This window comes from Brevibacillus borstelensis (assembly GCF_036700025.1).
GTDB lineage: Bacteria > Bacillota > Bacilli > Brevibacillales > Brevibacillaceae > Brevibacillus > Brevibacillus borstelensis.
Map to the genome: position 1 here is coordinate 3,646,832 of NZ_CP144922.1, position 12,893 is coordinate 3,659,724.

At 53.5% G+C, this 12,893-nt stretch carries 11 protein-coding genes; 8 read left to right on the forward strand and 3 right to left on the reverse strand.

Annotated elements, in window-relative coordinates:
• The 3 genes from V5G20_RS17430 to V5G20_RS17440 are packed head-to-tail and all read left to right on the forward strand — an operon-like array spanning position 1 to position 3,022.
• Positions 1–792, forward strand: a complete 792-nt coding sequence (locus tag V5G20_RS17430; protein ID WP_003387453.1) for a metal ABC transporter ATP-binding protein — start codon at positions 1–3, stop codon at positions 790–792.
• Complete coding sequence (locus V5G20_RS17435) at positions 789–2,144, forward strand: metal ABC transporter permease (protein ID WP_024985133.1); 1,356 nt, start codon at positions 789–791, stop codon at positions 2,142–2,144. The genes V5G20_RS17430 and V5G20_RS17435 overlap by 4 nt, the downstream gene beginning before the upstream one ends.
• Positions 2,141–3,022 carry a metal ABC transporter permease gene (locus tag V5G20_RS17440; protein ID WP_003387455.1) on the forward strand — a complete coding sequence of 294 codons (882 nt, stop codon included), beginning with the start codon at positions 2,141–2,143 and terminating at the stop codon, positions 3,020–3,022. The genes V5G20_RS17435 and V5G20_RS17440 overlap by 4 nt, the downstream gene beginning before the upstream one ends.
• Before the next feature lie 211 nt (positions 3,023–3,233).
• Here V5G20_RS17440 and V5G20_RS17445 read toward each other — a convergent pair whose 3' ends face one another.
• On the reverse strand, positions 3,234–4,334 hold the full coding sequence (locus V5G20_RS17445; RefSeq protein ID WP_024985132.1) for a TIGR03943 family putative permease subunit: 1,101 nt from the start codon (positions 4,332–4,334) through the stop codon (positions 3,234–3,236).
• Positions 4,335–4,345: 11 nt separating this feature from the next.
• Complete coding sequence (locus tag V5G20_RS17450; RefSeq protein WP_003387457.1) at positions 4,346–5,350, reverse strand: permease; 1,005 nt, start codon at positions 5,348–5,350, stop codon at positions 4,346–4,348.
• Between the two features lie 220 nt (positions 5,351–5,570).
• Here V5G20_RS17450 and V5G20_RS17455 point away from each other — a divergent pair, with 220 nt between their 5' ends.
• The 4 genes from V5G20_RS17455 to V5G20_RS17470 all read left to right on the forward strand — a co-directional run bounded on the left by V5G20_RS17455 (position 5,571) and on the right by V5G20_RS17470 (position 9,921).
• Positions 5,571–5,906: an ArsR/SmtB family transcription factor gene (locus V5G20_RS17455; protein WP_051994747.1), complete on the forward strand. Its 336-nt coding sequence runs from the start codon at positions 5,571–5,573 to the stop codon at positions 5,904–5,906.
• A gap of 225 nt (positions 5,907–6,131) precedes the next feature.
• On the forward strand, positions 6,132–7,508 hold the full coding sequence (locus V5G20_RS17460; protein WP_024985130.1) for a hypothetical protein: 1,377 nt from the start codon (positions 6,132–6,134) through the stop codon (positions 7,506–7,508).
• Positions 7,509–7,672: 164 nt separating this feature from the next.
• Entirely contained in the window at positions 7,673–8,722 is a 1,050-nt protein-coding gene (locus V5G20_RS17465; RefSeq protein WP_338461481.1) for an NAD(P)/FAD-dependent oxidoreductase, read from the forward strand.
• A 41-nt stretch (positions 8,723–8,763) separates the two neighbouring features.
• Positions 8,764–9,921 (forward strand): zinc transporter, encoded by a 1,158-nt coding sequence (locus tag V5G20_RS17470; RefSeq protein WP_003387463.1) that lies wholly within the window; start codon positions 8,764–8,766, stop codon positions 9,919–9,921.
• A gap of 105 nt (positions 9,922–10,026) precedes the next feature.
• On the opposite strand, the gene acsA is transcribed toward V5G20_RS17470, so the two are convergent.
• A complete protein-coding gene (gene acsA / locus V5G20_RS17475; protein ID WP_003387464.1) occupies positions 10,027–11,742 on the reverse strand; it encodes an acetate--CoA ligase in 1,716 nt (571 codons plus the stop codon).
• A gap of 163 nt (positions 11,743–11,905) precedes the next feature.
• Here acsA and V5G20_RS17480 point away from each other — a divergent pair, with 163 nt between their 5' ends.
• Positions 11,906–12,856: a metallophosphoesterase gene (locus V5G20_RS17480; RefSeq protein ID WP_003387465.1), complete on the forward strand. Its 951-nt coding sequence runs from the start codon at positions 11,906–11,908 to the stop codon at positions 12,854–12,856.
• The last annotated feature ends 37 nt before the right edge of the window (positions 12,857–12,893 follow it).

The window sequence follows — 12,893 nt, forward strand, 5'->3', positions numbered from 1 at the left end:
ATGAGCAGCCAGACTGGAGCTGTACCTCTGCTGGTACGCGATATGACCGTCGCCTATCAGAAAAAGCCGGTACTGCGTAATGTAAATCTTTCGGTCCCGGAAGGAAAACTGATCGGCATCATCGGACCAAATGGAGCGGGAAAGTCTACGTTTATCAAAGCGGTTCAAGGCTTGATTCCGACCGCTTCGGGCACTGCGGAGGTGTATGGAAAGCCGTTTTCCCAGCAGCGCAGATCGGTGGGCTACGTCCCCCAACGCGAGTCGGTAGACTGGGATTTTCCTACAGACGCTCTCGACGTAGTCTTGATGGGAAGATACGGACGATTGGGGTGGTTCCGGCGTCCCGGCAAAGCTGACCGGCAGTTTGCCCTGGATTGCCTGAAAAAAGTGGGAATGGCGGATTATGCCGACCGCCAGATCAGCCAATTGTCCGGCGGCCAGCAGCAGCGGGTTTTCCTCGCCCGCGCTCTTGCCCAGGAAGCCCAGCTCTACTTCATGGACGAACCGTTCGCAGGCGTTGATGCTGCCACCGAGAGGGCTATCATTCAGCTTCTGAACGATCTGAAAAAACAGCAAAAAACCGTTCTGGTCGTCCATCACGACCTCCAGACGGTCGATGAGTACTTTGACTGGGTCATCCTGTTGAACAGACGCGTGATCGCCGCAGGTCCCGTCAAAGAGATCTTCACGGCTGAAAACCTGCAAAAAACGTATGGCGGCCGCTTGCAAGTGCTGGGGACCCAGGTTCTCCTCACCAACGACAAAACGTCCGGGGAGGCGGATGCAACATGAATCTCCTTCTCGCCCTTCAAGACCCCAATACGCAATGGGTTTTGATGGGATGCATCCTGCTCGGCACAAGCAGCGGGATTCTCGGCTGCTTTGCCTTTCTGCGGGGGCGTTCGCTCGTCGGCGATGCTCTTGCCCACGCCGCGTTGCCCGGTGTATGCATGATCTTTCTTTTGACTGGCTCCAAATCGATCGGACTGTTTCTCATCGGAGCCGGAGTAGCCGGTTTGTTGGCCAGCTACAGCATTACGGCCATCTCCCGCTACAGCCGGATCAAGGAGGATACTTCACTGGCCATCGTCCTGTCCGTTTTTTTCGGCATCGGCATCGTGCTTTTGACGTTCATCCAGCACAGCGCCAGCGGAAATCAGAGCGGTCTTGACAAATTTTTGTTCGGGCAAGCTGCTTCGTTGGTGAAAAGCGATGTGGTGACGATCATGATCGTGGCCAGTGTACTGATCGGGCTGACGGCGATCCTCTTCAAGGAGTTCACCCTGCTTTCCTTTGACCCGGGATTTGGCCGCGGCCTTGGCTATCCGATGGGCCTCTTGGACGGATTGCTCATGCTGATGCTGCTGATGTCAGTCGTGATCGGCTTGCAGGCAGTCGGAGTCGTCCTCGTCGCCGCCATGTTGATCGCCCCTGCCGTGACCGCTCGATACTGGACGGATAAGCTGAGCAGAATGGTCGTGTTGTCGGGAGTATTCGGTGCGCTTAGCGGCGTGCTTGGTACATTGATCAGCACCCAGCAGGAAAACCTGCCTACCGGCCCGACTATCGTCCTTTCCGCAACCTGCTTTTTTGTCCTTTCGATCCTGTTCTCTCCCCGCAGAGGGGTGCTGGCGCGTCTTTTCCGTTTTTTCAAGCTGCGGCGCAAGGTTCTGATCGAGGATGTTCAGCAGGCCTTGTACGAGTGTTTGGAGGAGCAAGCAGGCAGCTCTCGTCCGGGAGGTGTCTACCTCGGAATCGGTTCGGCCGAGCTCGCTTTGAAAAGCGGAAAAAGCTTGTCCCAGGTGAAAAGCGCTTTGGCAGAGATGGTTCGGCAAAAAATCGTGGCCGAACGTGCCAAGGCGGATGGAAGTTCAACCTGGACGTTTACACCGGATGGGTTGAAAAACTCCTATCTGCTTGTGCTGAACCAAAGGCTGTGGGACCTGTACCACATGAACCAAAATGAGTATCATCACGTTCACATTGATCAATCTCAGGAAGAGCTGGCACCGCAGTTGACTGAAGAAATGCTGGAGAAGATGCTGGCCCAGCTCGAAGCGTATGATTTGACGCCGAAGCTGACGGAAGGCACACAGGCCATAAGCCGCTTGTACGCCCGCGAGCAGGGAGGATTGTCACTATGAATACGTTCTGGATCATTTTGACCGGGGCATTGGTCGCTGCTTCATGCGGTTTTCTGGGCTGCTTTCTGATCCTTCGCAGAATGGCGATGCTCGGGGATGCGATCAGCCACTCGATCCTTCCCGGCATTGTGATTGCCTTTTTGCTGAGCGGGAGCCGCGATATTTTGCCGATGCTGATCGGTGCTGCTGTCGTCGGCCTGTTGACCGTCTTTATCGTGCAGCTTCTCAGTCAAAACGGCGTGAAAGCGGACGCTGCCATTGGCGTAACGTTTACCGCTCTGTTTTCTGTAGGCGTCGTGCTAGTCTCCTTGTACACCGCGCAGGTCGATCTCGATCTGGACTGCGTCCTGTACGGAGAAATCGCTTATGTCCCGTGGGATACATGGCAGTGGGGCGGAATCGACATGGGCCCGCGTGCCGCTTGGGGAATTGGCGGTGTGTTTCTGCTCAGCCTGCTGCTTGTCGGCCTTTTCTTCAAGCAGTTCAAGCTGTGCAGCTTTGATCCCGCCCTTGCTGCCGCGATCGGCATTCCCGTCGTATTTTTCCACTACCTGCTGATGACACTGGTCTCCTTTACAACCGTGGCAGCGTTTGAGAGCGTAGGGGCCATCCTGGTAGTGGCGATGCTGGTCGTGCCCAGCGCGACGGCATACCTATTGACGGAAAAGCTGCACGTCATGCTTTTTATCAGTATGGGGGTTGGCGTTCTCTGCTCGGTATTTGGCTATCTGCTCGCCTCCTGGATGGACAGCTCGATCGCCGGATCGATGACAGCCGTCTCCGGTCTTTTGTTTTTGCTGGCGTTCCTCTTCTCGCCGCGCCACGGGATGGTTATCCGGATGCTGGCCCGCCGCAGGATGCGCTTGGGCACCAATTGATCCGGGAATTGAGTCGTTGTCGTTCCCATGACTTTTCTCATTCAGTTCCCCGAAACGCTGACCTGTTTTCGGAAGAGCCTATGTTTTTTGGTGTAACCACTTCTTGAGTTACCCAAAGTCTAGGGCCATAAAAATAGCTGACGGCAGATACCGTCAGCTTCTTTTTTCTTTTCGGCAAAAGCTCCCCGCTTCGGTGCGTTAACTAGTTTGATCAAGGCGAGGGAGCCGTTTCAAAATTGTAATAGACATACGGGTCCTTCGGCGCCTCTACCTTTTCTACCTTCGATGCCTTCAACACGAGCATGTCGTACTCGTTTACTTTTCTCAACTCCAGCTTTCCCCGAACCTGCACCCAGCTGTCCGTTTTCCACTTGCTGGCCTCCGGCACTTCGACCAGAATGCCAAAGACTGTCGCATCTGCCGTGCAGCAAGAAACAGAGAACCGGGCGACGACGAATTGCTCCGGTGAAAATCCTGCCTCCCGGTACACAAAGCCCATTGTTTGCACTTCTTTGCCGGCAAATTCCTTGGAGAACAAATCCATCGTCGTCAAGCCGTCGAGAAACAGCTTGTCATCCAGCAGAATTACCGGTTGTTTGTACATCTTGACTGCCAAATCGGTATAAAAACCGCCAAATTGTTCAGGATTGAACAAGGCGCGTAGTTCCTCGTCTGTTGCGGCTGTATTGCCAGAAGCGTGACCTGTGTCCGTATTTTTCGACTCGATGCTGTTTGTTCCGGATGAATTCGAGTCAATCGGGACGACTTCCACCTCCTGCCTAGAGCTGGATGCATCCCCAGCTTCTCCTGTAATTGCAGCGGCATTCGCTTTCTGGCCTGTTCCGGACGACTCCGGCAACCGACCGCTTCCGCTCTCCCCTCCTGCACCTTCCTCTGATAAAGGCGCAGCAACGGTGACTTTCTTTACCCAATGGCTTTCCCCTGTCAAGAGCGTAACACCCCGCTTTTCCGCCAAAGAGCTGCCGAGAATCTTGTCCGGCATCACAAACCCCATCAAGAGCGGCAAAGCAAACAAGGAGTACACAACAATCGAAATCCAGCGGTTGCGAGGGAGCTTGTGGGCGTCCTCGCAGTCACACTCATAGGCTGTAGGTCCAATGACAGCCTGGCGGATACTGGCAATCGTAAGCAGGCAAAAAACCCCGAGCGTGACATAGCTCAGCATATGCAGGCGCGGAGCCAGATACTGACTGAGGCTTCCCGACCAGATCAACTCCGCGAGCAGCACCGTAAATCCGGCCAACAGAAAGCTGCGCACCCAATAATGACGTTTTACAGCATTCGCATCCATCTGTCTCCCCCCTACACTGGTATGAGCAATGTGACGGCAAGCACCAGCAGCGTCACAGTCAATAGCAGCTTGACGACAAAGCCGAATCGAAACGAGCCAAACAGCATCATTGTGCTTTTCAAGTCAAGCATCGGCCCGTAGACTAGAAAAGCCAACAGCGAGCTGGCATGAAACGTATTTGCGAAGGAAGCCGCGATAAAGGCATCCGCTTCCGAACAGAGCGAGAACACATACGCCATGCCCATCATGACCAAATGGGAAGTAAACGGTGTTTGTCCGATAGACAGCAACGTCTCCCGACTGATCCAGACTTGCAGTACTGAGCTGATCAGGGCGCCAAACAGCAAGTATTTGCCCATATCAAAAAATTCGTCGACCGCGTGGTTCAGCGTAGCACCGAGCTTGCCGCCGACCGCTTCCGCATGTGCCGTCTCATGGCGAATCTCTTGCTCCACACCGATCCGGAGCGGATTCTTTTTGACGGTCAAAAATATCAGCACACCGGTGATCACGGCGACGAGAAAAGCGGCCAAGACCCGGTAGTAGGCCAGATCAGGAAAGCGTTGAAAAGCAACCACCGTCGATGTAAATACGACCGGGTTGACGACAGGCCCTGCCAGCAGGAAGACAATGCCCACATGAACCGGCATCCCTTTTTGAATCAATCGCCGGACGACCGGAATGATCGCACACTCGCAGACGGGAAAAAGGATTCCCAAAAGGCCCGCAAAAGGAATCGCCGCAAGCGGATGCCGAGGCGTCCAGCGCCTTACCTGCTCTTCCGATACAAACGTCTGAATAAAGGCGGAAAAGAAAACTCCCAACAATACAAACGGGATGGCTTCCAGAAGAATGCTGAGAAAAAGTGTTTTTACATCAAGCAAGCTCGGGGATTGAAGAAAGCCAAGCAAGCCGGACTCGCCACTTCCACCTCTGCCCAGCAACAAGACGACAAACGTTCCCAACAAAAGAGCCCCCATGATTTCCAGAGACAGCCCCCGTATCTTTGCCAGCACAGCTCGTTCCTCCAATCCAGCTTCAAAATTGCTTGTCCTTACTCATTATATGCATTCTTTACAACAATTCCACCTATTGGGAAATGTAAAAAAGAGATTGCTTGCACGAATTGCATACCTGTACTTTTTTTCCAGCTCAATCCGTTTTATAATACCTAAACAGGGAGGTGATGACGTGCCATCTGATGATACGCTCGGAAAAGACGCCCACATATGTGAAATGCAAAGTGTCGATGAAGCCAAGGTAAACCGTTTGAAGCCGCGCATGCAGGAAACCGACGGCGTAGCGACCATCTTTAAAGCGCTTGCTGACGATACGAGAGCGAAAATAATATACGCCCTCGCCCTCGAAGGGGAGCTATGCGTCTGTGATGTAGCAAACGTGATAGAGGGTACGATCGCCAATACCTCTCACCATCTGCGCCTCTTGCGCAATATGGGGCTGGCTCGTTACCGGAAAGAGGGCAAGCTGGTCTACTACTCCCTCGATGATGATCATGTCCGCCATCTGATTCTCTCTGGCGTTGAGCATGCAGCCGAACGAAGACAAAACTGACCTGATATCCCGGAGCCCTTCCCCTTTCTCCCCCTGCTCCGGGCACTTCCATCATCCCGCCAACAACTTTCTTGTCATTCACGCCAGTCTTCTTCCACTTTTATGTTTTCAGATTACCGTGTACTGCATGGAAAGGAGGTGGTCGGCTTTTCCCACGATATAGATTCACCGTTTGACGTTGCTGACTGGTCTAGAGCAAACTCTTGACAAAAGGAGGCGTCATCTATGAATCAACCGGATATCGGGAATATGGATCTGTGCATTAAAGACGTGATGGAGGCAGCCTTGGACAACAACCGAGGACCTGAAGACCCTACGGACTTTCAACAGCTGTATACTCGATTAGTCGCCGCACGGGAAAAGCTCCCGCCACTCTATCAGGATCGCGTCTACCAGCCCTTCATCAAGGCACTGGACGAGCTTTCCGAAAAAGGCTTTGCCGAGCTGCTTCGCCGCGATCCCAACCGGGAGCAGGCTGCCGGTTTGCTGCTCGACATCGCACAGGCCATTCTCCAAAACGGAGAAGGCTATGAAGACCGCGCTACCGATGCCTTCCAGGAAGTGGTCAGCGACTTGTATGACGGCTTTCTAAGTGCATCCGACCGAAATGGAATCAAGCCTCCCGACCTCAGTGTGACAGCTCCGCTGGTCAAGTGGGGACGGCCTGAATACGGTCCTTATACGTGGACCATTGCGGCCGCCTCTCACTTTGGCCTTGAAACAGGCATTGTCAATCTCCCGCCCTCTCATGCCAAACGGGGCCTGCTCGGATGGTCTGCGCTGAGCCACGAAACCGCGGGGCATGACATTCTTCACGCAGACACAGGCCTATTGAAAGAACTGGCGCAAAAAATTCGCGAGCAATTGTTGAAGCAAAATTTCACCTTGGGATTGGCCAATTATTGGTCGCAACGAGTGGATGAGACCGCTTCCGATGTACTGGGAATCCTCAACATGGGACCCGCAGCCGGTATCGGCCTGATCGGCTATTTCCGGGGGCTGAACGGTGCATGGAACGGGACGCCGACCTTGCGAAACACGGGGCCTGAGTACGATTCCCATCCTGCCGATATTTTGCGCGGCTATCTTGCTGCCGAAACCGTTCGCCTGCTTCAATTTGACCAGGCGGAAGCGTGGGCAGAGGCGATTTCCGCCGAGACCGACAAGGATTTGACTACCATCCAGCTCGGAAGGCAGACAGTCGATGCCAAAACTGCCCGGAAATCTGCTGCTGTCGTCGCTCAAGCGATAACAGAATCACGTCTCAATAGCCTCGAACAGCATTCACTCGGACAAATCCAGAACTGGCATAACGAAGATGAGCGCATCGCAAGCCAAATCCGGGCACATATCCACTCAGAGTCAAAGCTGCATGAATGCTACGTTTCAGGGATGTATGCCGCGCATGTCGTGGCGGCTTCCGTCACTGCTTCTCTGGAGAAAAACGCAAACATCGAAGCGATTTTTGCCGGCATGCTCGCCTTGCTCAAGGAGATGCACGATGCCAACCCTGCATGGGGACCACTCTACGTCAAGCATCGAGGCGACCTTACGCGTCATCGCGCCTATCGGTTCCCCGCTGCTCAATCAGTCGCTGGATAAGCTTTTGCTGGGCCGCTGAAACCTGGCGGCCATTTTTTTATTCTCATCATTCAAATATATGCTTGATTATTGTTTTGTTTTTGGTATACTTTTCCTAACAGCATGCGGTACTTCATCTGGAACCTTTAAAATGGGAGCTTTCCCCTAAGAAACGAGGTTTTTGCATGAAAACATACGAGGTTATCGTCGTAGGAGCCGGCCAAGCCGGTTTGGCGATGGGATACTACTTGGTCAAAAAAGGAATATCCTGCCTCCTGATAGACAAACATAAGCGGATTGGGGATGTATGGAGAGAGCGTTATGATTCGTTGGTGCCGTTCACCCCGCGCAAACAAAGCGATCTTCCCGGACTTCCTTTTCCCGGCGAACGGAGCGGCCTTCCTGCAAAGGATGAGGTTGCCGACTATCTGGAGCGGTATGCTGCGCATCATTCTCTCCCGATTCAGCTCGATACGGAAGTACAGACCCTAATCCCAACCGGCTTGGGTTATCGCGTGGAAACCTCGGACGGCACTTATAGCGCCCGACAGATCGTCATTGCAACCGGGCCCTTTCAGGTTCCGAACATTCCGCTGATGCATACGCAGGCAGCCGATGATATTGTGCAGCTCCATACAGCTCACTATAAAAACGAAACGCAGCTTCAAGACGGGCCGGTGCTCGTCGTCGGCTCCGGCAATTCCGGTGCGCAAATCGCCGCAGAGCTTGCTTCCCATCGAACCGTTTACCTCTCCATGGGGCAAAAGAGGATGTTCCTTCCCCGTTCCCTGTTCGGGAAGCCCATGTTCTGGTACTTTCAGGCTACAGGCCTGTTGACGGCACCGATAACCTCAAGCTTGGGAAAATGGCTACAATCAAAACCAGACCCGATCTTTGGCTACAGGCGTGAACTGCGCAAATGGGAAAAGGCCGGAACTCTCCAGCTAAAGGAACGCACCGTCGCTTTGTCGGGACGAACCGCAGTTTTTGCAGACGGCAGCCGCACTGACATAGCCAATGTGATATGGAGTACAGGCTTTTATTCCCGCTACGATTGGATAAAAGTTCCGGGAGTTCTCGATCCCAAGGGTCAACCCCTGCATACTCGTGGAGTTTCGCCCGTAAAAGGCATTTATTTTCTGGGGCTGCCCTGGCAGTATCGCCGCTCTTCTGCCTTGCTCGGGGGAGTTGGCTTGGACGCGGCGTACTTGATCGATCGGATATGCAATTACTAATTTCAATGCTTTCATTCTCATTGACAGAGGAGGCGTATCTTATGGGTTTCCATCACCACCACGGCGATTCCCACGACCACTCGCACCATCACCATGGAAAGGGCGCAAGCAAACGCGCTCTCGGAATTGCCCTGTCCATCATCACCGTCTTTCTTGTCGTCGAGGTAATCGGCGGATTCATGACCAACAGCCTTGCCCTCCTGTCAGATGCCGGTCACATGCTAAGTGACGCAATGGCTCTGTTGTTAAGCCTGCTTGCATTCATCATGGCTTCCCGCCCGCCTTCTGCCGAAAGAACGTACGGTCTGCACCGATTTGAAATCCTCGCTGCTCTAGTCAACGGGGTGACACTGGTCGTCATCTCGCTTGTCATCCTGTGGGAGGCCTACCAGCGGCTGTGGGATCCGCCTGAGGTGGCCAGCGGCACCATGGTTGCGATCGCCGCCATCGGCCTTTTCGCCAATATCGCCGCTGCGTTCGTACTGATGCGGGGCGACTATAAAAATAACGTCAACGTTCGCAGTGCCTTCTTGCATGTGCTCGGCGACCTGCTCGGTTCTGTCGGGGCCATTATCGGCGGCCTTTTGATGATGTGGTTTGACTGGTATTTGGCCGACCCGCTGATCAGCATCATCGTAGCTGTCCTGATCATGTTCAGCGCCTGGCGCGTCACAAAAGAATCGGTCAACATTTTAATGGAGGCAGTCCCATCACGGATTGACACGAGAAAAATAAAAGAACGCTTGGAGCAAATAAGCGGCGTTCAAGAGGTCCATGATCTTCACGTCTGGACAGTCACGTCAGGCTTTGATTCGCTCACCTGCCACTTGACCGTTCACGACAGCTTGCCAAGCTACCCGATCTTGAATGAAGCCATCCGCATTTTGCACGATGAATTTGGCATTCCGCATACGACGATCCAGGTGGAAAACTCCTCGATCAGACACGCAGAGCTGGCTTGCGAAAATCACGGCGACAACCACCAGAAAAAGCAGCCATGGGCAAATGTTCACGGGCATGATCATGGGGACAATCACGGGCACAAGCACGATCACAGACATGATCGCGAACACAACCACGAACACGGCTACAATCACGGACATGTTCACAGCCACGCACCCTCCGATCATGATGACCACGGCTCTGCTCCTGGTCACAGCCGTAGTCATCATCACGATAATCCAAAAGCTACTTCCTGAGTCCTTCTTTCCACGGATCGCAAAAAACTGGAAAGCAAAAAACTCCTGACGCGATTGTCAGGAGTTTTTTCGTATTGTCGGGCGATGCAGGCAAGCTTGCGCTTCTTAATCTTCCAGCGTGGACAGATCGCCGGTTGGAAGTCCAAGCTCCCAAGCCTTCAGCACTCGGCGCATGATTTTGCCGGAGCGGGTTTTCGGCAGTTTGTCGCGGAACTCGATTTCTCTCGGGGCCGCATGCGCAGCCAGCCCTTCTTTTACAAACTTGCGGATTTCTTCCATCAATTCCTCGCTTGGCTCGTAGCCGGCCCGCAGCGAAATGAACGCTTTAATAATTTCCCCACGCACCGGATCGGGCTTGCCGATCACGCCTGCTTCAGCAACCGCCGGATGCTCCACCAGCTTGCTCTCTACTTCAAACGGACCGACCCGTTCGCCGGAGGTGTTGATTACATCGTCTACCCGGCCCTGGAACCAGAAATAGCCATCCTCGTCTTTGTAAGCAGAGTCGCCGGATACATACCAGCCCGGAAAGCGGAAATACTCCTCATACTTGGCCGGGTTTTTCCAGATTTGCCGCATCATTGACGGCCAGCCGGCGCGGACGGCCAGATTCCCCATGCGATTGGGCGGCAGTTCATTTCCGTGATCATCGAGAATCGCCGCGTAGATGCCCGGGAACGGCTTGCCCATCGAACCAGGCTTGATCGGCATGCAGCGGTAGTTGGAGATGATTTGTCCGCCTGTCTCGGTCATCCACCAGTTGTCGTGAATCCGTCTCTGGAAGACCCGCATTCCCCAATGAACGACTTCCGGATTGAGCGGCTCGCCGACGCTCAGGACGTGCCGCAGGGACGACAGGTCAAACTGCTTGACGAGCTCATCGCCCGCACCCATCATCATGCGGAAAGCTGTAGGCGCGCTGTACCAAATCGACACCTTGTACTGCTCGATTGTCTTGTACCAAGCCTCCGGCGTAAATCGTCCACCCCGCACGACGTTGGTGACGCCGTTCAGCCATGGGGAGAAAATGCCGTAAGCGGTTCCCGTTACCCAGCCTGGGTCCGCTGCACACCAGTAGATGTCTCCCTCCTGAAAATCGAGAATCCATTTGCCTGTCTGCAGATGCTGAATCATCGCGTTGTGTACATGCAGGACCCCTTTCGGCTTCCCTGTAGAACCGGAGGTGTAGTGCAGAATCATGCCGTCTTCCCGGTCGACCCATTCGATCTCCAGGTCGGAGGAAGCTTCGCTCATCGCTTTTTCAAAGCTGATCAGCCCTTCACCCAGCGAGTCATCCGCCCCTACTACGATCACGTGCTTCAGATGTGGCAGGTCTTTTACAGGAATGCGAGGCAGCAAGGCTGGAGTCGTGACGATGGCGACTGCTTCACTGTCCTCCAAGCGGTCACGGACGGCAGCCTCCATAAAAGCTTCAAAGAGCGGCCCGACGATAGCGCCGAGCTTCAAAATGCCAAAAAAGCTTACATACAATTCCGGGGAACGCGGCATAAAGACGAATACGCGGTCTCCCTTTTTAATCCCCAGATTGCGCAGCACATTCCCGAATTTGTTGGACAACTCGCTCAACTGGGCAAACGTATAGCTTTCATTTCTCGTTGCGTCGCTGAACAACAGAGCTGTTTTATCCCTACGTTCTGTCAAAAGATGTCGATCAAGTGCTTCGTAAGCCATGTTTACCTTTCCCGTTTCGTACCAGGTAAACTGCTTTTCCACTTCGGACCAATCAAAGTTGGCATATGCTTCCTCATAATTCGTCAGGTTGCTTTGTCCTTCCGTAGTTGGAATCATTTCCACTTTCATACCTCTCACTCTCCTTGTGTGGCTGAAGGATCTTTTTCTTTCAACTTTCATAATATTTCTTCACTTCTTGACAAATTCCTCCTACCAAAAACCTACTTCCCCTATCGAATCTTTTATCCGGTATAATAGACGTACAAATCATAATGCGGAGGTGAGATCCGGGATGACCTGGATTTTCTTTTTTTTGCTGATTGCTGTCCTCTTTGCCCGTGCCTACCGCAATACGTTTAAAGTAAACACCACATTTGTCGATATTGCACTGAAACAGTCGGAACGAGTGCCAAACGCAGAACGGCATTTGCCGCTTTCCATTTTGCACCTTTCGGATTTGCATATGGAAAACCTTTCGATCAAAGCGGAGCAGATCGCCCGTGACTATGCTGCTCGCAACGTCGACTTGATCGCGATCACAGGGGACCTGCTCGATCGCGAGAAAAATATCCCCAAAGCCGTCCGCTACGTGGAAACCGTCATGTCGCTTCAGCCCCGTCTCGGCACTTACGTTGTTCTGGGCAACCACGACTATGTCCTCTCCTCTCCAAAACTGGCCCAGCTAATAGCGGAGCTGAGACGGATCGGCTGCAAGGTCCTGATCAACGAGCACGTAACGGTAAATGCGTATGGCCAACCGCTGCACATTATCGGAGTTGACGACTACGCTACCCGCCACAGCGATCTGAAAAAGGCGTTCAACGGCGTTCCCGAAGAGGGACTGCGACTTGTATTGACGCATGACCCCAACCTCGTCCTGGAAATGAAGGACTATCCGTACGACTATTTGCTCGCAGGCCATTTTCATGGCGGGCAGATTCACTGGCCCAAGCCATACCATTTGGCAAAGATGGGGAAACTGCCAAAGCTCAACATGGTGAAAGGCTTGCATCAGTTCGACGGCCGTCCCTTCTACATCAGCGAGGGCGTGGGACAGACCGGGTTGAACATTCGCCTGCGCTCGCGTCCCGAGATCGCTTTGCACACCCTCGCGCCTGCATCGTATTTCGCCCTGGCTCAGTCTCACGAAGTGAATTCTGAGACGGTGCATGCGGCAGAGGACATCCAAGCTGTAAAGAAGGTACCTGCAGCAGAAGCTGCTCCCACCCTGGCTCTCGATTAAGGTATAATGAGGCCAACGGATAAAAAGACGGGGTGCG

What these genes read in the sequence shown, in the direction of transcription:
- V5G20_RS17430 (WP_003387453.1), top strand. Translation starts at nt 1, where the DNA reads ATGAGCAGCCAGACTGGAGCTGTACCTCTGCTGGTACGCGATATGACC.
- V5G20_RS17435 (WP_024985133.1), top strand. Translation starts at nt 789, where the DNA reads ATGAATCTCCTTCTCGCCCTTCAAGACCCCAATACGCAATGGGTTTTG.
- V5G20_RS17440 (WP_003387455.1), top strand. Translation starts at nt 2,141, where the DNA reads ATGAATACGTTCTGGATCATTTTGACCGGGGCATTGGTCGCTGCTTCA.
- V5G20_RS17445 (WP_024985132.1), bottom strand. Translation starts at nt 4,334, where the DNA reads ATGGATGCGAATGCTGTAAAACGTCATTATTGGGTGCGCAGCTTTCTG.
- V5G20_RS17455 (WP_051994747.1), top strand. Translation starts at nt 5,571, where the DNA reads ATGCAAAGTGTCGATGAAGCCAAGGTAAACCGTTTGAAGCCGCGCATG.
- V5G20_RS17460 (WP_024985130.1), top strand. Translation starts at nt 6,132, where the DNA reads ATGAATCAACCGGATATCGGGAATATGGATCTGTGCATTAAAGACGTG.
- V5G20_RS17465 (WP_338461481.1), top strand. Translation starts at nt 7,673, where the DNA reads ATGAAAACATACGAGGTTATCGTCGTAGGAGCCGGCCAAGCCGGTTTG.
- V5G20_RS17470 (WP_003387463.1), top strand. Translation starts at nt 8,764, where the DNA reads ATGGGTTTCCATCACCACCACGGCGATTCCCACGACCACTCGCACCAT.
- acsA (WP_003387464.1), bottom strand. Translation starts at nt 11,742, where the DNA reads ATGAAAGTGGAAATGATTCCAACTACGGAAGGACAAAGCAACCTGACG.
- V5G20_RS17480 (WP_003387465.1), top strand. Translation starts at nt 11,906, where the DNA reads ATGACCTGGATTTTCTTTTTTTTGCTGATTGCTGTCCTCTTTGCCCGT.